This is a genomic window from Martelella sp. (assembly GCF_984369615.1).
Window position 1 is genome coordinate 1 of sequence record NZ_CFHTCS010000057.1, and the last position, 16765, is coordinate 16765.

Annotated in this window: 13 protein-coding genes and 1 riboswitch; of the genes, 9 read left to right on the plus strand and 4 right to left on the minus strand. The window is 64.0% G+C overall.

Features of this window, described 5'->3' with window-relative positions; all coding sequences use genetic code 11:
* From addB to AC5DC2_RS07185, 4 genes are all read right to left on the minus strand, one after another.
* Positions 1-2285, minus strand: a 2285-nt coding sequence (gene addB / locus AC5DC2_RS07170; protein WP_491698010.1) for a double-strand break repair protein AddB, incomplete at its 3' end; no start/stop codon positions are given.
* 86 nt (positions 2286-2371) lie between these two features.
* Positions 2372-2824 carry a tRNA (adenosine(37)-N6)-threonylcarbamoyltransferase complex ATPase subunit type 1 TsaE gene (gene tsaE / locus AC5DC2_RS07175; RefSeq protein WP_491698011.1) on the minus strand — a complete coding sequence of 151 codons (453 nt, stop codon included), beginning with the start codon at positions 2822-2824 and terminating at the stop codon, positions 2372-2374.
* Complete coding sequence (locus AC5DC2_RS07180) at positions 2821-5298, minus strand: PAS domain-containing sensor histidine kinase (protein WP_491698012.1); 2478 nt, start codon at positions 5296-5298, stop codon at positions 2821-2823. The genes tsaE and AC5DC2_RS07180 overlap by 4 nt, the downstream gene beginning before the upstream one ends.
* Positions 5299-5581: 283 nt before the next feature.
* A complete protein-coding gene (locus AC5DC2_RS07185; RefSeq protein ID WP_491698013.1) occupies positions 5582-6826 on the minus strand; it encodes an MFS transporter in 1245 nt (414 codons plus the stop codon).
* Positions 6827-7133: 307 nt separating this feature from the next.
* Here AC5DC2_RS07185 and AC5DC2_RS07190 point away from each other — a divergent pair, with 307 nt between their 5' ends.
* The 9 genes from AC5DC2_RS07190 to AC5DC2_RS07230 form a co-directional block, all read left to right on the plus strand.
* The gene (locus AC5DC2_RS07190) at positions 7134-7832 is read left to right on the plus strand and encodes an HAD family hydrolase (protein ID WP_491698014.1); all 699 of its coding nucleotides are present in this window, start codon (positions 7134-7136) and stop codon (positions 7830-7832) included.
* Positions 7833-7849: 17 nt separating this feature from the next.
* Positions 7850-7952, plus strand: a riboswitch (TPP riboswitch).
* Between the two features lie 106 nt (positions 7953-8058).
* Positions 8059-8721 carry a thiamine phosphate synthase gene (thiE, locus tag AC5DC2_RS07195; RefSeq protein ID WP_491698015.1) on the plus strand — a complete coding sequence of 221 codons (663 nt, stop codon included), beginning with the start codon at positions 8059-8061 and terminating at the stop codon, positions 8719-8721.
* Entirely contained in the window at positions 8718-10511 is a 1794-nt protein-coding gene (locus AC5DC2_RS07200) for a TRAP transporter large permease subunit (protein ID WP_491698016.1), read from the plus strand. The genes thiE and AC5DC2_RS07200 overlap by 4 nt, the downstream gene beginning before the upstream one ends.
* Positions 10512-10522: 11 nt before the next feature.
* Entirely contained in the window at positions 10523-11512 is a 990-nt protein-coding gene (locus AC5DC2_RS07205; RefSeq protein WP_491698017.1) for a TRAP transporter substrate-binding protein, read from the plus strand.
* Positions 11513-11620: 108 nt separating this feature from the next.
* The gene (locus AC5DC2_RS07210; protein WP_491698018.1) at positions 11621-12685 is read left to right on the plus strand and encodes a LacI family DNA-binding transcriptional regulator; all 1065 of its coding nucleotides are present in this window, start codon (positions 11621-11623) and stop codon (positions 12683-12685) included.
* A 118-nt stretch (positions 12686-12803) separates the two neighbouring features.
* Positions 12804-14069: an ABC transporter substrate-binding protein gene (locus AC5DC2_RS07215; RefSeq protein WP_024710029.1), complete on the plus strand. Its 1266-nt coding sequence runs from the start codon at positions 12804-12806 to the stop codon at positions 14067-14069.
* A 125-nt stretch (positions 14070-14194) separates the two neighbouring features.
* A complete protein-coding gene (locus tag AC5DC2_RS07220) occupies positions 14195-15091 on the plus strand; it encodes a carbohydrate ABC transporter permease (protein WP_024710028.1) in 897 nt (298 codons plus the stop codon).
* Complete coding sequence (locus tag AC5DC2_RS07225) at positions 15091-15912, plus strand: carbohydrate ABC transporter permease (protein WP_024710027.1); 822 nt, start codon at positions 15091-15093, stop codon at positions 15910-15912. Before AC5DC2_RS07220 ends, AC5DC2_RS07225 begins: the two co-directional genes overlap by 1 nt.
* Positions 15913-15915: 3 nt before the next feature.
* Positions 15916-16765, plus strand: an 850-nt coding sequence (locus tag AC5DC2_RS07230) for a glycoside hydrolase family 2 protein (protein ID WP_491698019.1), incomplete at its 3' end; no start/stop codon positions are given.

Here is a 16765-nt window from a genome sequence, read left to right on the forward strand (position 1 = left end):
CGCGGCTGATCGTCAAGCGCTGCCGCCCAGCCGGCAAGCACCGCGCCGCGCCGCTTCAGCGCCTCCTCCAGATCAGGCCCGGCAAAGGCCAGGAGCCGCTGCAGCCAGCGGCTGGCAACGGTCGGGGCGGAGCCCTGCCTCAACGCCCGCGAAAAGATCAGATGCGGCGCGCCTGCGGCCATCGTCAGGTCATGCGCCAGCTGGCCGACGCGTTTTTCCGGCGGCTCAAGCCCGATCTCGGCCTTCATGCCGCGCGACAGGAAGGGATTGTTCTTCGCCTGGGTCGGCCACACGCCTTCATTGAGCCCGCCGACGACGATGGTATCCACATCCTGCAGCCGCGCTTCGACCGCGCCGAAGATGAAGACGCGCGGATTGCCCATGGAGCGCGGCTTGACCGCTTCCGATGCCGTCAGCGCCGCCATGATATCGATCCATTGCGGCCCGTCGGCTTCGATCGGGGTTTCAGACCCCATGGTCTCGGAAAGCACGGTGGCAAGCCGCTCTCCCGCCTCCCCGGACCAGAGCGCGGACAAGTCCCCCGCCTCGTCCGCGGCGATCGCCTCCAATGTCCGTCCGGTGCGCTCCGCCCAGTTGGAAAGGGCAAGTGTCTCCGTCAGCGGCGGCTGGTCGGGACCGCGCGCGACATGGGTTTCAATCAGCGGCGCAAGCGCCGCATCGATCCTTGTCGCCAGATCGCGCGCCGCCTCGGCCGCATTCCTCGGCAGGGCCGTGCGCCAGTGCGGCGGATGGCGCTCGTCCTTCTGCTTTTCCTGCGCCTCATCGACAAAACCCGCGAGATGGCCGAGCGCGGCGGGTTTCGTCCCGCCGCGCAGCGCAATCAGCTCGAAGGCCGCACTTGCGGCGCGCATGTTCCGGGCCGAGAGGCCAAAACGCGCCAGCGGATGTTTGAGCAATGCCGCCAGCACGGCGGGGTCGCCAGGTTTCAGCGCCGCCTCCAGCATCAGCGTTGTCAGCGTGCCCTGGACGGTGGCCGAAAGCGGCGTGCCGGCGGAATCATCCGCTTCGATGGCAAAACGGTGCAATTCGGCGGCAACGCGGCGGGCAAGGCTGCGATCGGGCGTGATCAGCGCGGCGCGCGCCGGCCTCCCCTCTTCGCCAGGTCTTTCCAGCGCCAGCCGCAATGCGGCGGCGATCGCAAGCGCTTCCTGGCGCTCATTGCCCGCCTCCATCAGCGCGGCATCGGCGAAGGCCTCATCGATATCCTCTGCCGCAAGCGCGGCCCGCCAGCGCTCCCAACGGTCCGTCGCCTCCGCCGGGGCGAAAGCCGCCGCCAGAACGCGGTTGCGCATGGCGCGCGCGGGCTCCGCCTCCTCAAGCGTCGAAAACTCCTGACGAGAAAGCGCGAGGCGCTCCAGAAGCCGCGCCATTTCATATTGCGGGTGACTGCGGATCGAGGGGTCGGGCATGGAAGGATCGGCATCAGCCGCCGTCAGCGCCTGCCAATCTTCCTCGGCCATGTCGCAATCAAGGCCCGGCAGCGCCACCACGCCCTGCTGCAGGGCGGCAACGGCTGCGATCAGGTCGGCAATGGCGGGAACGGAACCGGTGGAACCGGCGATGATCACCGGCGCAACGCCGGTCATCGCGGCGATCCGTTCCGCTTCGCCGGCAAGCAGCGCATTGCGGCGGGCAATGGCCGAGGAGCGGCCAAGTTCCTCGAGCCGCCCCGGCCAGTAGAGCGCCGCGATCTTCAGGAATTCGGCGGTCAATTGCCACCAGACGGCGTAATTGTCTTCCGCAAGCGCAGCGAGCCGGTCCCAGCCGATCCGCTCCGTCTCCATCGCATCGATGAGTTCGGCAAGGTCGCGGGCGAGCCAGACAGCATCCGCAGGACTTGCGGGCGCGACCAGCGGCGAGCCGCCGTGAAGGCCTGCAAGCTCATCCGACAACCGGTTGCGCCAGGGCAGGATCAGGCCGGCAAGTTCCAGAAGCCGCGGCACGGGCTCGATCGGCGGCAGGCTTTCGGCCGCCTCCGGCAGGTTTTCCTCGAAGTAGTGCTCGTCCTCGTCGGTCTCTCCGAGCGCGCGGATTTCCGGCAGGATCGCCGCCTGCCCGCCAAGAAGGGCCGAAAATTCGCCGCGCAGCACGCGCACTGCGCGTCGTGTCGGCAGGAAGATCTTCACATCGGCAAGGGCGAGGGGGTCCTTCGGGTCATATCTGAAGGCCGGCGCCAAACGACCGGACAAAAGGCTCTCGGCAAGGCAGTGGAGAAACGGCACGCCCGGCGGTATCGTCCACAATCCGGCATTTTGCGCCGCCATTCCCGGCTCCCGTTCCCAAGCGATTCACTGACGGTTTTAGGGGCCAACGGGTGGTCGCGCAAGCGTCGGCGCAAAACGGAAAGACCTTAGCGAAACGCGAAGGCCAGTTCCGCAAGCCGGGCCTCAGGCCCGTCAAGCCGCACCCTTCGGCCCTCGCCTTCCTCGTTGAAGACAAACGTCAGCGCGTTTTTCGGCAACATGTCTCCGCCGCGCTCGGGCCACTCGATCAGGCTGATGCCGTCCTCAAGCGCCTCGTCGAAGCCGAGTTCGATCAGTTCGTCGGGATCGGAAAGCCGGTAGAGGTCGAAGTGGTAAAGAGGCGGCGCGGCCTCATAAAGCTGGACCAGGGTGAAGGTCGGGCTTGGCACCTCAAGCTCCGGCGCGTCCATCAGGGCGCGGATCAGGGCGCGGGCGAAAGTGGACTTGCCCATGCCGAGATCGCCGGAAAGGGCCAGACAGTCGCCGCGCCGCAGGAGCGGTGCCAGCGCCCTGGCCAGCGCGATGGTCGCGTCCTCGTCGGCAAGAAAGCGCTCCATCATTCCGCGGCGATGATTTCCGCGCCCCTGCCGGCGGCGGCATCGGGAATGCGGCAGGAAACGGTGGTGCCCGCGCCCGGCTCGCTGTCGATGAAGACGCGACCATTGTGCAGGGCAACGAAGCTCTCGACAATGGCAAGTCCAAGCCCGGCGCCGGCATATTGCGCCTGCCTGCCGCCGGATTCGAAGCGGGTGAACACGCTTTCCAGCGCGTCATCGGCAATGCCCGGGCCATTGTCGGTGACGGTGAAGACGAAATCGTCCTTCTCCCGCCAGCACGACAGCGCGATGATCGAGCCGCGCGGGGCATATTTGACGGCGTTGCCGAGAATTTTCAAGAGCACCTGCTTCAACCTCTGGAAGTCGGCGGTGATGTCCCCAAGCTTCGGCGGCGCGGTGATTTCCAGCGTCACCCCGCTTTCCTGCAGCCGGCTCGAAATATCATCGGCGACGGAATCGATCAGGTCGTCGATCGACATCCGGTCGAGTTCGAGCTGCAGGATGCCGGCATCGGCCGATTTCAGGTCGATCATGTCATTGACGATGGTCATCAGCACCGACGACGAATTGGCGATGTGATCGACATAATTGCTCTGGCGCGACGTCAGCGCGCCCGTTTCGGGCGCCTTCAGCAGTTCGGCAAAGCCCATGATCGAGGTCAGCGGCGTCCGCAGTTCGTGGGAGACGTGTTCGAGGAAGGCGTTCTTGAGCTCTTCCGCCTTGCGCAACGCGTCATTCTTTTCCGTCAGCGCGCGTTCCACCTTCACCGAGTCGGTCTTGTTGACGAATGTGAGCATGGTCTGCGCGTTCGGCAGCGGCGTCACCGCGTAGTCAAGCACCAGGCCGGAAGCGAGATCGAGCCGTCCCTGGCGCGAGACGCGCTCGTCATCGAAAGATGTGATCATCCGCGCGAACAGCTTCCAGCCGTCAGAGGCGCCGGGATCGTCCGCGCAGGTCTCGATCAGCGCGCGGATGTGGGTGCCCGGCGCTGCATCCCTGTCGGCAATGCGCCAGAGCGCCAGGAAGGCGGGGTTGGAGAGCTTCAGCCTGCCGTCCGGACCGAACACCGCCACCCCTTCGGAAAGATGATCGATGGTCTCGCCCTGCACCTTGACCAGCGTGTTGTAGCGCGTCTTCAACGCCACCTGCTCGGTATGGTTTTCGAACACCCAGGTCGTGCCGCCGCGCGGATGGGCGGAGGCGAACACGCTCAGCGTCTCGCCGCTCGGCAGATACCAGAGGTCACTATAGGGCTCGACGGCGCGGTAGACGGAGAGCGCCTTGTCCTTCCATTCACGCCACTGGTGCGGCTCCGGCAGCTTGCCGTCGGCGCGCAGGCGCTCGAACAGTTCGCCGTTGTCGGGATGGGACTCGAGAAAGCCCATGTCGAGCTTCCAGAGCTTTTCGAAGGCCTGGTTGTAGAAGGTCAGCCGGCGCGACGCATCGAAGATTGCCACCGCCGTGTTCAGGTGGTTGAGCGTATCGGCGTGGCTCTCAAGCGTCTGCTCCAGCGCGTTTTCGACGCTCTGCAACGCCGAAACGTCGCGCGCGATGCCGGCCGAGCCATCACCGCTCGCCACTTCGCTCAACTCATAGAAGGTTCGGTTGCCGCCAGTCACCACCGGCTGGCGGCCGTCGAAGCGCGCGCCGGCGCGCACCGCCTCGTCGAGTTTTTCCTGAACGGCCGCGCCCAGCAGCATGCGGTTTTCATGGAGCGTGCGTTCGCGCGTTTCCCCTTCCGCGGCCTCGACATAGGCGCGGTTCACCCAGGTGAGCGCGCCGTCTCCGTCGCGCTGCCAGCACGGCATGTCTATGGCGTCGAAGAGCGTCTCGAACCGGGCAAGCACCGCTTTCGTGTGCTTGTGCTCGACCCTCAGTTCGGCAAGCTCGGCGCGGATGCTTTCCAGCGCGCCGAAGCGCACATGGGCGCGCCCGCCGGTCGTGCCGCCGACGACCTCCAGCACATAGCCGTTCCTGGCTTCCGCCAGCATCTCGAATGCCTTGGCCTTGCGGCGCAACGCGGCGATCGCGGTTTCGATCTGCTTGCTGCTGCCCGGAGAGAGCCAGTCGGCAAAGGCGAGGAAGGCATGCTCGTCCTCCGGCGCTCCGGCCTCTTCCGGAAGGGCGCCGAGAAATTCCGGCGCAGCCTCCGGGCCCTCCCAGAAAACGATGCGGCGGTTACGCTCGGCGTTCAGCGCCTTCAGATTGGCGATGCGCTCGCGGTGGTTTTCGAGCTCGAGGGCAAGCCGCTGGTTCTCCGCTTCGGTGCGGCCGCGCAGGCGCATGAACCAGAGGGTAGAGAGAACGGTTGCCGCCAGGATGCCGCAAAAGGCCGAAAGCGCCATGACCTCTCGCGAGGAAAGCACGGGCGCCGCCTCTGGCGACTGGGCGAAGGCGTGTGCGGCGGTGAGCGAAAGCGCCGTGCCGGCTGCAAGCCATCGCGCGATTGCGCGTTTGCCGCGCCCTGCACGATACATCCGGCCCTCGTTGCTTTTGCCGCACCGCTCCATTCGTCTCTTCCGCATCTGTCTTTCGGCGGGGCCGCGCTGCCGCAAAGCGCGAAGGCCGCCTTCAAGAGGCCATTCACATCTGATGAAGATCCGGCCATCGCCGGACCGAATCGCCCCTCTCAAAACATAGACGCTTGGGGAATCCGCGAAAAGAGTCCGACGGAAATATTCGCCCGGCGCCCGCCTCAAAGGGGAGCGCCAAGATTAATGCAATCATGCTTTCGGAAGTGTTAAAGCGGAGCCGACGGCCCTATGCCGGGGCGGCAATGGCCGGAGCGGCGCGCTCGCGGACCGTCAGGTGAATGGCTGCGGAGAGGATGCCGAGCGCGATCGCTGAATACCAGATCACATCGTAATTGCCGTAGCGGTCGAACCAGGCGCCGCCGAGCCAGACGCCGGCGAACCCGCCGAGCTGGTGGCTCAAAAACACGAAGCCGAACAGCGTGCCCATGGCGCGCGGGCCGAACATGACGACGATCAGCGCGCTGGTCAGCGGCACGGTCGACAACCAGAGCACGCCCATGACGAGGCCGAAGACCAGCACGCTAACCGGCGTCAGCGGCAGCCAGATAAAGACGAGGATGACCACGGCGCGCAAAGCATAGATGGCGGCCAGGACATGCGGCTTGGCGAAGAAATTGCCGAGGCGCGCGGCAATCAGCGTGCCGAAAATATTGGCGAAGCCGGCAAGCGCCAGCGCCTTCAGACCGAGCGCACGCAGTTCGGGAGCGGAAAGCGTCGTGCCGGTGCAGAAATTCTGAACATAATTCGGCAGATGCGCGGTAATGAAGGCGAGGTGGAAGCCGCAGACGAAGAAGCCGGCAGCCAGCATCACGAAGCTGCCATGGCCGAAGGCGGCGCGGATGGTCTGCGGCAGGTCGATCTCGCTCTCGGCGGCAGCGCCCTTGTTTTTCACATGCAAAAACGGGATGGCGAGCGCCATCGGCGCCAGCAGCGCGGTGATGATCAGAAGCGTCGTCTGCCAGTCGAACCGGCTGATCAGGAATGCCGTCAGAAGCGGCAGCACCGCCTGGCCGGCGGAGCCCATGGCGGAGGCCACCCCGAGGTAGAACCCACGCTTTTCGGCAGGCGCGGCGCGCCCGACCACGGCCAGGACCGTGCCGAAGGCCGTGCCCGAAACGCCCATGCCCACGAGAACGCCGGCCCCCATATGCTGGGCGAAGGGGGAGACGCCGAAAACGCAGATGACCATGCCGAGCACGTAGCAGGCAAAGCCGAGCCAGAGCGCGCGCCGGTCGCCGAACTTGTCGGCGAGCATGCCGAAAAACGGCTGCGCCAGCCCCCAGACGAGGTTCTGGATGGCAATCGACAGAGAGAATATCTCGATCCGGCCGGCGAAAAGATCATCCGACAGCGGCAGGACCACGCCGCCGAAAACCGAGCGAACGCCGAAGGACAGGGCCAGCACCAGCCCGCCCGCCAACATGATGATCAGCATGTCGCGGTCGATGCCGCTGGTCCTGGCCTGTTGCATGATATCTTTCCCGAAATATCCCTTGCGCCAGAATTAGCAGGGATCAGGAAAGATGAATATCCAATATCTCTGATTTCAGACGTCAGCGTTCTTGATGTCAGAGCCTCGCCTCGGGCTTCCGCAGTCAAGTCCCGTCTCGACCGCCGCGCGAGACCTGCATAAACAATTGATATTCATTAATTTTCGATCGGACCGCCTGGCATCCGGATTTGCAATTGGTCGCAAAACAGGCCATAGCAGGCAGCAAGATGGGAACGGCGCGGCCCCGACGGCGTCGCCTCAGCCGAAGCGTATTGGCCAGGGAACCATGATAAAGACAGTCATTTTCGACTTTGACGGCGTGATTGCCGACAGCGAGATCATCGCGCTTGCCGAGCTTCAGGTATCGCTTGCCCAATACGGGGTCGCGGTCGACTGGGATATGCTGGTCGAGGAATTCCTGGGCTCTTCGGTCAGGCAGATCATCGCTTACGTGGAGGGACAGACCGGCAGGGCGGTCGATCCCGATTTCCAGGAGGCGTGGTATGCGCGGCTGTTTGACCGCTATCGCCGCGAGTTGAAGCCGATGGCCGGCGCTGAAGCCATGCTTGACCGGCTGGAGGCGGCCGGTATCGACTACTGCATCGCCTCCGGCGGGTCCTACAAGAGGCTCGGCGTCGCGCTTCAGGCGATCGGTTTTGCCCAACGCTTCGAAGGCCGGGCCTTCAGCGCCGAATCGGTAGAACACGGCAAGCCGGCGCCCGATCTTTTCCTTTACGCTGCCGAAAAACGCGGCGCCCTGCCGAAGGAGTGCGTGGTGCTGGAAGACGCCATCGCCGGCGTGACCGGCGCGGGACGCGCCGGCATGCGCGTTTTCGGGTTTATCGGCGGCAGCCATCTTGAGGGCGTCAGGCCGCTTCATGCCGAACGGCTTCGGGCCGCGGGCGCCGACACCGTGCTCACGGCGCTTTCCGATTTCGGGATGCTAGCCCTTGACGCCGGTCGAGACCGGTTGACACCGGGCTGAAAGCCCGACAGAATCCCGTCCATTCCGAGGGGAGCATCCTGCGATGCTGAGATGGCAACGGGCCGGACCCTTGAACCTGATCCGGGTCATTCCGGCGTAGGAACGGAAAAATCGGCTATTCCCCTTTGTTTTCGCTTCCGCGCCGGTCTCCGCAATGCCATGGAGGTCGTCATATGTCGTTGGAATTTCGCCGCAGCCGCCTTTTGCAGGCTGGTGAGACGCAGCCATGAGAACGGTCGACTATCGCCTGAACGCCCTGGTCGATGCCGGGCTGGTCGAGACCGCGCCGCTTGCCGAACTGGCGCGGCATGCCGCCGAAAACGGCGCGACCTTGATCCAGTATCGCGACAAATACGCCAAGACCCGCCAGATGATCGAACGGGCCGTGGAAATCCGCAAGGCGCTTGAGCCGACCGGCGTTCCGCTCGTGGTCAATGACCGGGTCGACGTCGCGCTCGCGGCAGAAGCCGCCGGCGTCCACCTCGGCGCAGACGACATGGATCCCGAGACCGCGCGACGGCTGCTCGGGCCGGACGCCATCATCGGCCTGACCGTCAAGAATGCGTCCGATGGCGCGCGGGCGGCAGCGGCCCCGGTCGACTATGCCTGTATCGGCGGCGTGTTTCATACGCTCTCCAAGATCAACTCCGACCCGCCGGTGGGCGTCGAGGGGTTTCGCGCGCTGCGCCGCGGCCTGAAGAACGCGAGGCCGGACCTGCCGGTCGGCGCGATCGCCGGCATCAAGCTCGAACATGTGCCCGAACTGATCGCCGACGGGGCCGACGGCATCGCCGTGATCTCGGCAATCTTCCATGCGCCCGACGTGACGAAGGCGACCCGCGACTTCCGCCGGGCCGTCGACGCGGCGCTCGCGATCCGGGCGCGATGACATCGGCGGCAATCGAGCGCGTGGCCGGCCGCCTTGCGGACAGGCTTCAGACGACGCTTTCGATGATGGCGGGCGTCGTTCTGGCGCTGATGCTCGCGCTCGTCCTCCTCAGCGTCGTGCTCCGCTATGTCTTCCGGACCGGGCTGATCGGCACCGAGGATCTCGGCATCTGGCTGAATGTGGCGCTGGTCTTTCTTGCCGCGCCGCTTGCCATGACCGGCCCGCTCGCCATGCGGCTTGAACTCCCCTTTTCAAGGCGGGCGGAATTGCCCGCCCGCATCATCGCCGATGCCGTCAGCCTCATCGCTGCCCTTGTCCTCGCCCTTGGCAGCGCTCGCGTCGCAACGCTGATCGGCGGCACCTCGCCGACCCTCGGCCTGCCCGAATGGGTGCGCTTTGCCGTCACCGGCGCGGGCGGCGCGCTGATCGCCGCGACCCTTGCCCTCAGGCGCATCAGCGAACGGCGGTTCCTGTCGCTTGCGGTTTCTGTCGGTCTGGCCGGCCTCATCTCCCTCGCATGCCTGCGTTTCAATCTGGCAACGGCCGTTCCGCCGAGTGCCGCGATTGCGCTTTTCGCCGCCATCGGTCTGATCGCGGCTGCCCCGCTTGCCCATGCCTTCCTCGCCGCGGCCCTTTTCGCCATGCCCTTCGGCGGCAATCTGGCGCCGGAAACGATGGTGACGACAGCGGTTTCCGGCATGTCGCATTTCCTGCTTCTGGCGATCCCCTTCTTCCTCTTGACGGGGGCGGCCCTTTCGGCCTCCGGCGCGGCCGCGCATCTCGTCGCCTTCGCCGCATCGCTTGTCGGCCACCGGCGCGGCGGGCTGGCGCAGACGGTGCTCGCCACCGGCGCGCTATTTTCCGGCGCGTCCGGTTCGTCGGTTGCCAATGCGGTGTTTTCAGCCACCACCTTTCAGCCCGAACTGGTGCGTCACGGCTACCCGCCGGCCCGCGCAGGGGCGATCATCGCCGCCTCCTCGGTGCTCGACAATGTGATCCCGCCGTCAATCGCCTTTCTCATTCTTGCGGCCGCGACCGATCTCTCGGTCGGCAAGCTGCTTGTCGGCGGGCTCGCCGCCGGCCTTGTCATGGCGGCGAGCCTTGCCGTCGCCATTCACCTGACGACGCGCGACCGGCCGGGCGGCACGCGCGCGACCCCGGCTGCGCGTAAGCAGGCCTTCCTCGCTGCCGTCCCGGCTTTCGGGCTCGGCGTCATCGTCGTCTTCGGCATCCGCATCGGCATCGTCACCACCACGGAAGCGGCCGCGCTTGCCGCCGCCTATACGCTTGCGCTTGCTGCCTTCTCGAAAACGCGCCTCATGACGCTACTCTCGGTGTTCCGGCAGTCGGCCACGGAAGCCGCCGCCATCGGTCTCCTGATCGGCGCGGCCGGGCCGTTTGCCTTCCAGCTTGCCGTCGACGGGGTCGCCGGCATGCTGTCTTCGGCCGCCGGCGTGCTTGGCGGTTCGCCCGCAGCGATCCTCGCCTTTTGCGTGGCTGTGCTGCTTCTCGCCGGCCTCTTTCTCGATATCGGAGCGGCGATCCTGCTTTTCGGCCCGCTTTTGCTGCCGCTTGCCACAGATGCCGGGCTTAACCCGATCGCCTTCGGCGTCATCAGCGTCACCACGCTGATGATCGGCGGACTGACGCCGCCCGTCGGCATGCTGGTGCTGGTGGTCGGCGGCGTCGCCAAAATTCCGGCAGCATCGCTGTTTCGCGCGACGCTGCCCTATCTGGCCGCACTGCTTGCGGCAGTCGCGCTCTTCTGCGCTTTCACCCTTCTGATCTGAGAGGAAACATCATGAGAACCCTCAATCGCCGCACCCTTCTGAAGGCCGGAACGCTGGCCGTCCTTTCGACCCCCTATCTCGCCCGCCCCGCCATCGCCCAGACCACGATAACGGTCGCTTCGCTGCTCGGAGAGGACAAGCCGGAGACCAAGATCTGGCGCTTCCTTGCCGAGAAGGCCGAGGAACGACTTCCCGGGCGCTTCCGCTTCAATATCGTCACCAATGGCGCGCTCGGCGGCGAAAAACAGGTGGCCGACGGCATCCGTCTCGGCGCGGTGCAGGCGAGCCTGTCGACCGTTTCGGCACTTTCCGCCTGGGTGCCGGAGCTGCAGCTTCTCGACCTGCCCTTCCTGTTCCGCAGTCCGGAGCACCTCCGGCGCGTGGTCACAGGGCCGGTCGGCGACAATCTGAGGGAGCGGCTCGCGGACGAGCGCTTCATCGTCGGCGGTTTCATCGATTACGGCGCCCGCCACCTCCTGACCAGGACGCCGGTGACACGGCCGGAGCAACTCGAGGGCGTCACCATCCGCGTTATCAACAGTCCGCTTCATACCGGGCTCTGGAGCGCCTTCGGGGCGGTGCCCGTCGGCATCCCGATCACCGAGACCTATAACGCGCTTTCAACCGGCGTTGCCGATGCGATGGACCTGACCAAATCCGCCTATGCCGGTTTCAAGCTCTACGAAGTCGTGCCGTGCCTGACGGAGACCGGGCACATCCGCGCCTCCGGCGTGATCTATTTCTCTGAAGGCCTCTGGAACGGCCTTGATCCCGAAACGCAAGGCCTGCTGATGGAGATATCGGCAGAGGCCGCTCTTTATTTCAACGCGCTGATCGTGGAGGACGAAACGGCTGCGATGCAAACGGCGCGCGAGAACGGCGGCGAAGTGTTCCAGCCCGAGGACATGGACGCCTGGCGGGCCGGCGCCAGAGGCGTATGGGCCGAGTTCGCGCCGGCCGTCGGCGGCATGGAGCGGATCGAGATGATCGAAAACGGCTGATCCCCAGCCCGATGCGCGGCGACCTACCGCAAATTTCCAGTTAAGGCTTGCGAGCGGGACCGAATTGGTAAAAGTTTACCCCGACATTCGATTGCGGGGCACGGGAACATGGTAACATTGCGGGAAATTGCGAAGGCGGTCGGCGTTTCGGCCGGCACGGTGTCGCGCGTCCTCAATTACGATCCGACGCTCTCCGTCTCCGAGGTCAAGCGCAAGGCGATCATCGAGACGGCCGAGGCGCTGAACTACGCGACGCCGCGTAACAGGCTGCGCGCAAAAACGGGTCCGGTGCGCGCGCCGCGGCGCAAACAGGCGATGCCGCGCATGGCCACGGTGCATTTCCTCGCGCGCGACGAGGAACTGATCGACCCCTATTATATCGGCGTCCGGCTCGGCATCGAGCGTCGCTGCCAGACCTATGGCACAGAGATCGTCAAGGTGTTTCACGACGATCTGGAGGCGGAAGCGGCAACGCTGCAGGCGATGGCCGGGGTGATCGCGATCGGCAAGCACCGCCCGCACGAGATCGCCTTACTGGAAGAGAACAGCCGACATCTCGTCTTCGCCGATTTCGTGCCGGAGGAGGAGCGATTCGACTGTGTTTCCAGCGACCTGGCCAAGGCGACGCGCACCATTCTCGACGGGCTCCACGCCGCCGGCTACCGCCGGATCGCCTTTATCGGCGCGGAAGACCGCATCAGCCGCAAGGGCAGTCCCTACAGCGAGACACGCTGCCACGCCTATGTCGAGTGGCAGAAGGAACATGGCGGATTCGACCCGGCGCTGATCGCGCTCAACGACGATTGCAACAACGGCCAGAACCTGCGCCTCGAAGTCGGGTACGAAAACGCCCGCAGCCTGCTCGCGCATGCCGAGCGGCCCGATGTGATCATGACGGCGAACGACAATATCGCCATCGGCACCTGCCGCGCGCTTCAGGAAGCGGGGCTTTCGATCCCGGGCGATATCGCCGTCGCCTCCTTCAACGATATCCCCGTGGCGCAGTTCCTGACGCCGCCGCTCTCGACCATGAAAATCCCGGGCGAAGCCATCGGCGAATGCGCCGTGGACCTTCTTGTCGAACGCATCAACGGCCGCGAATACGCCAAGCACGTCGTCATCCCCACAGACATGGTCTGGCGCGACAGCTGCCGACGCCCGCCATCGCAATAAAAATTTTTACCTATTTTTTTACTAAATTTTTTATTGCGAATATGCCGGTTTTGACGTTAGCTTTTTGACGGGCGGCAAGGAGAGCGCCGCCAGCGATCGTCCAAACGGGAGGAAACCAATGGATACCGTGCTGAAGCGGATTACGGGTGCGGCCCTTGCCGGCACCTGCGTCATGAGTGCATCGGCGGCCTTTGCCGGCGAGATCACGATCTGGTGCTGGGACCCGAATTTCAATGTCGCCATCATGAAGGAAGCGGGCGAGATCTATTCGAAGACCCATCCCGACACGACCTTCAATGTCGTCGACTTCGCCAAGCTCGACGTCGAGCAGAAGCTGCAGACCGCGCTTGCCTCGGGCACGACCAATGCGCTGCCGGACATCGTGCTGATCGAGGATTACGGCGCGCAGAAATACCTCCAGTCCTTCCCCGGCTCCTTCGCGCCGATGGATGACGTCGTCGACTATTCCAAGTTCGCGCCCTACAAGGTCGAGCTCATGACGCTTGACGGCAAGGTCTACGGCATGCCGTTCGATTCGGGCGTCACCGGACTTTACTACCGCAGCGACTATCTCGAGGAAGCCGGCTTTACTGCCGACGACATGGACGGCATTACCTGGGATCGGTTCATCGAGATCGGCAAGCAGGTCGAGGAGAAGACCGGCCACAAGATGACCTCGATCGACCTCAATGACGGCGGCATGACCCGCATCATGATGCAGTCGGCAGGCGAGTGGTATTTCGATGAGAACGGCGATCTCGACGTCGTCGACAACAAGGCGCTCAAGGCCGCGCTTGAGACCCAGGCCAAGATGGCCAACGAGGGCATCCTCTATCCGGCAACCGGCTGGGCCAACTACGTCAACGCCTTTACCTCCGGCAACACCGCATCCGTGATCACCGGCGTCTGGATCACCGGCACGATCAAGGCCCAGGAAGCGCAGTCCGGCAAATGGCGCGTGGCGCCGATCCCCTCGCTCGACGGGGTCGAGGGCGCTTCGCACGCCTCCAATCTCGGCGGATCGAGCTGGTATGTGCTCTCCTCCTCCGACGTGAAGGACGAGGCGATAGACTTCCTCAACGAAATTTACGCCAAGGATGTCGATTTCTACCAGAAGATCCTGACCGAGCGCGGCGCCGTCGGCTCGCTTCTGGCCGCCCGCGAGGGACCGGCCTATCAGGAGGCCGACCCGTTCTTCGGCGGCGAGGAAGTCTGGCAGCAGTTCTCGGACTGGCTGAACCAGATCCCGCCGGTCGACTACGGCATCTTCACCAATGAGCTCGACACGGCCGTAACCGCGAACCTGCGTTCGCTTGTCGACGGCAAGCCGGTCGACGAGGTGCTCAAGGCGATCGAGCAGCAGGCGAAGTACCAGATCCAGTAACAGAAGCCAGATGCGCGCGGCGGGCGACATGTCGTCCGCCCGGCAGGCTTTGCGGCGGGCGGAACCCCGTCCGCCGATGATTTGGCGATTTTCCCCCAATGTCGCATGCGGCGCGAGGTCAAAAAATGGTGACTGCCAGACCGGGCAATCTGAGGCGGTTTTACGATGTGAACGGATGGGCCTTCGTTGCCCCCGCCCTCATCCTGATCGGTACCTTCATGTTCTACCCGATCATCCGCTCGCTGGTGCTCTCGTTCTATTCGGGACGGGGCATGATGATGAAGTTCGTCGGCTTCGGGAATATCGAGCGCCTGTTCAATGACCCGGTGTTCCTGCAGGCGCTGACCAACACGCTGACCTTCCTGATCATCCAGGTGCCGGTGATGATCATGCTGGCGCTGATCCTGGCAAGCGCGCTCAACAGTCCGAAGCTGAAATTCCGCGGCCTGTTCCGCACCGCGATCTTCCTGCCCTGCGTCTCCTCGCTGGTGGCCTATTCGATCCTCTTCAAGAGCATGTTCGCCACCGACGGCATCATCAACTCGACGCTGCAGACGCTCGGGATCATCGACATCCCGATCCCGTGGTTCACCGATCCCTTCTGGGCCAAGCTGCTGATCATCCTGGCGATCACCTGGCGCTGGACCGGCTACAACATGATCTTCTACCTGGCCGCGCTGCAGAACATCGACAAGTCGATCTACGAGGCCGCCCGCGTCGATGGCGTGCCGAAATGGCGGCAGTTCCTGCACCTGACGATCCCGATGCTGAAGCCGGTGATCCTGTTTACCACCATTACCTCGACCATCGGCACGCTGCAGCTCTTCGACGAGGTTTATAATCTGACCGAGGGCACTGGCGGACCGGCGAATTCGACGCTGACGCTCTCGCTCTACATCTACAACTTGACCTTCCGCTTCACGCCCAATTTCGGCTATGCCGCGACGGTCTCCTACGTCATCGTCGTCATTGTCGCCATCCTGTCCTTCCTGCAGTTTTATGCCGCGAGGGAACGCAAATGATGCCGCGCTATACAAACCGCTACCTCTCCTCCGCCTTGCTCTACGGCGCGCTCGGGCTTGCGGCCTTCATCTCCGTCTTTCCCTTCATCTGGATGGTGATCTCGGCAACCAACACCACGGCCGATATCGTCACCGGCAAGGCCTCCTTCGGCGCGGCCTTCCTCGACAATCTGAAGATGTTCTTCACCCAGGTGGATGTGCCGCTGATCATGTGGAACTCGGTGAAGATCGCGATCGCCGGCACGTTTCTGACGCTTCTGGTCTCCTCGCTTGCCGGTTACGGTTTCGAGATCTTTCGTTCAAAATTCCGCGACCGGATCTACACGCTCGTGCTCCTGACGCTGATGATCCCCTTTGCCGCGATCATGATCCCGCTGTTCATGCTGATGGCCAAGGCGGGGCTGATCGACACCCATATCGCCATCATCCTGCCGACCATCGCCTGGGCCTTCGTCATCTTCTATTTCCGGCAGGCAACCAAGGCTTTCCCGTCAGAATTGCGCGACGCGGCCAAGGTCGACGGGCTGAAGGAATGGCAGATTTTCTTCTACATCTATTTTCCGGTGATGCGGTCGACCTATGCGGCGGCCTTCGTCATCGTCTTCATGCTCAACTGGAACAATTATCTGTGGCCGCTGATCGTGCTGCAGTCGAACGAGACCAAGACGATCACCCTCGTCGTCTCGTCGCTGGCATCAGCCTACTACCCCGATTACGGCACGGTGATGATCGGAACGATCCTTGCCACGCTTCCCACCCTCTTCATCTTCTTCGCCATGCAGCGCCAGTTCGTCCAGGGCATGCTTGGCTCGGTCAAATAGGTCATGACGATGCGCACATTCGAGAAATTCAACAGCGACTGGGTTTTCACCGAAGGCTTTGACGAAAGCTGGACCGGCGCCCTGCAGGACGGCGAAGCTGTGATGCTGCCGCACGCCGCCGTGGAACTGCCGTTCAACTATTTCGACGAGAACAGCTACCAGAAACCGTTCACCTATCAGAAGATCATCGCCAGCGATCCCGCTTTCGAAGGCAAGTCCGTCTCGCTCGTCTTCGACGCGGCAATGGCCGACAGCGTGGTCTGGCTGAACGGTGAAAAACTCTGTGTCCACAAGGACGGCTATACGCCCTTCGAAGTCGATCTGACCGGGCGTCTGAAAGACGGCGACAACCTGTTGACGGTGAAGATCGACGGGTCGGAAAATCCGGAGATCCCGCCCTTCGGCTATATGATCGACTACCTCACTTTTTGCGGAATATACCGCGATGTCTGGTTGAAGGTGACGACGCCGACGGCGATCGACAACGTCAAGGTCGAGACGCCCGATGCGCTTGCCCCGCAAAAATGCGTGCAGGCGGATGTTCACCTGACAGGGCCGGTTGCGGAGGCCGCGACGCTGAAGGCTACGCTTTATGACGCCGAGGGCCACAGCCTTGCCACGACCGAGATCGCGGTCAGCGGCGACAAGGCCTCGTTCGAGATCGACGGGCTGGAAGATATCCGGCTCTGGGACATTCACGATCCGGCGCTCTACACGCTCTCTGTCACCCTTGAGACGAAAGCGGGCAGCGACACGGTTGCCGCCCGCTTCGGCTTCCGCACCGTCGCCTTTGCCACGGACGGCTTCCATCTCAATGGAAGGCCGCTGAAGCTCAGGGGCCTCAACCGCCACC

Bases quoted from the DNA above. Each gene is read 5' to 3' on its own strand.
- AC5DC2_RS07210 (WP_491698018.1), top strand. From the start codon at position 11,621: ATGGTAACATTGCGGGAAATTGCGAAGGCGGTCGGCGTTTCGGCCGGC.
- thiE (WP_491698015.1), top strand. From the start codon at position 8,059: ATGAGAACGGTCGACTATCGCCTGAACGCCCTGGTCGATGCCGGGCTG.
- AC5DC2_RS07205 (WP_491698017.1), top strand. From the start codon at position 10,523: ATGAGAACCCTCAATCGCCGCACCCTTCTGAAGGCCGGAACGCTGGCC.
- AC5DC2_RS07215 (WP_024710029.1), top strand. From the start codon at position 12,804: ATGGATACCGTGCTGAAGCGGATTACGGGTGCGGCCCTTGCCGGCACC.
- AC5DC2_RS07220 (WP_024710028.1), top strand. From the start codon at position 14,195: ATGGTGACTGCCAGACCGGGCAATCTGAGGCGGTTTTACGATGTGAAC.
- AC5DC2_RS07180 (WP_491698012.1), bottom strand. From the start codon at position 5,298: ATGTATCGTGCAGGGCGCGGCAAACGCGCAATCGCGCGATGGCTTGCA.
- AC5DC2_RS07200 (WP_491698016.1), top strand. From the start codon at position 8,718: ATGACATCGGCGGCAATCGAGCGCGTGGCCGGCCGCCTTGCGGACAGG.
- AC5DC2_RS07190 (WP_491698014.1), top strand. From the start codon at position 7,134: ATGATAAAGACAGTCATTTTCGACTTTGACGGCGTGATTGCCGACAGC.
- AC5DC2_RS07225 (WP_024710027.1), top strand. From the start codon at position 15,091: ATGCCGCGCTATACAAACCGCTACCTCTCCTCCGCCTTGCTCTACGGC.
- tsaE (WP_491698011.1), bottom strand. From the start codon at position 2,824: ATGATGGAGCGCTTTCTTGCCGACGAGGACGCGACCATCGCGCTGGCC.
- AC5DC2_RS07185 (WP_491698013.1), bottom strand. From the start codon at position 6,826: ATGCAACAGGCCAGGACCAGCGGCATCGACCGCGACATGCTGATCATC.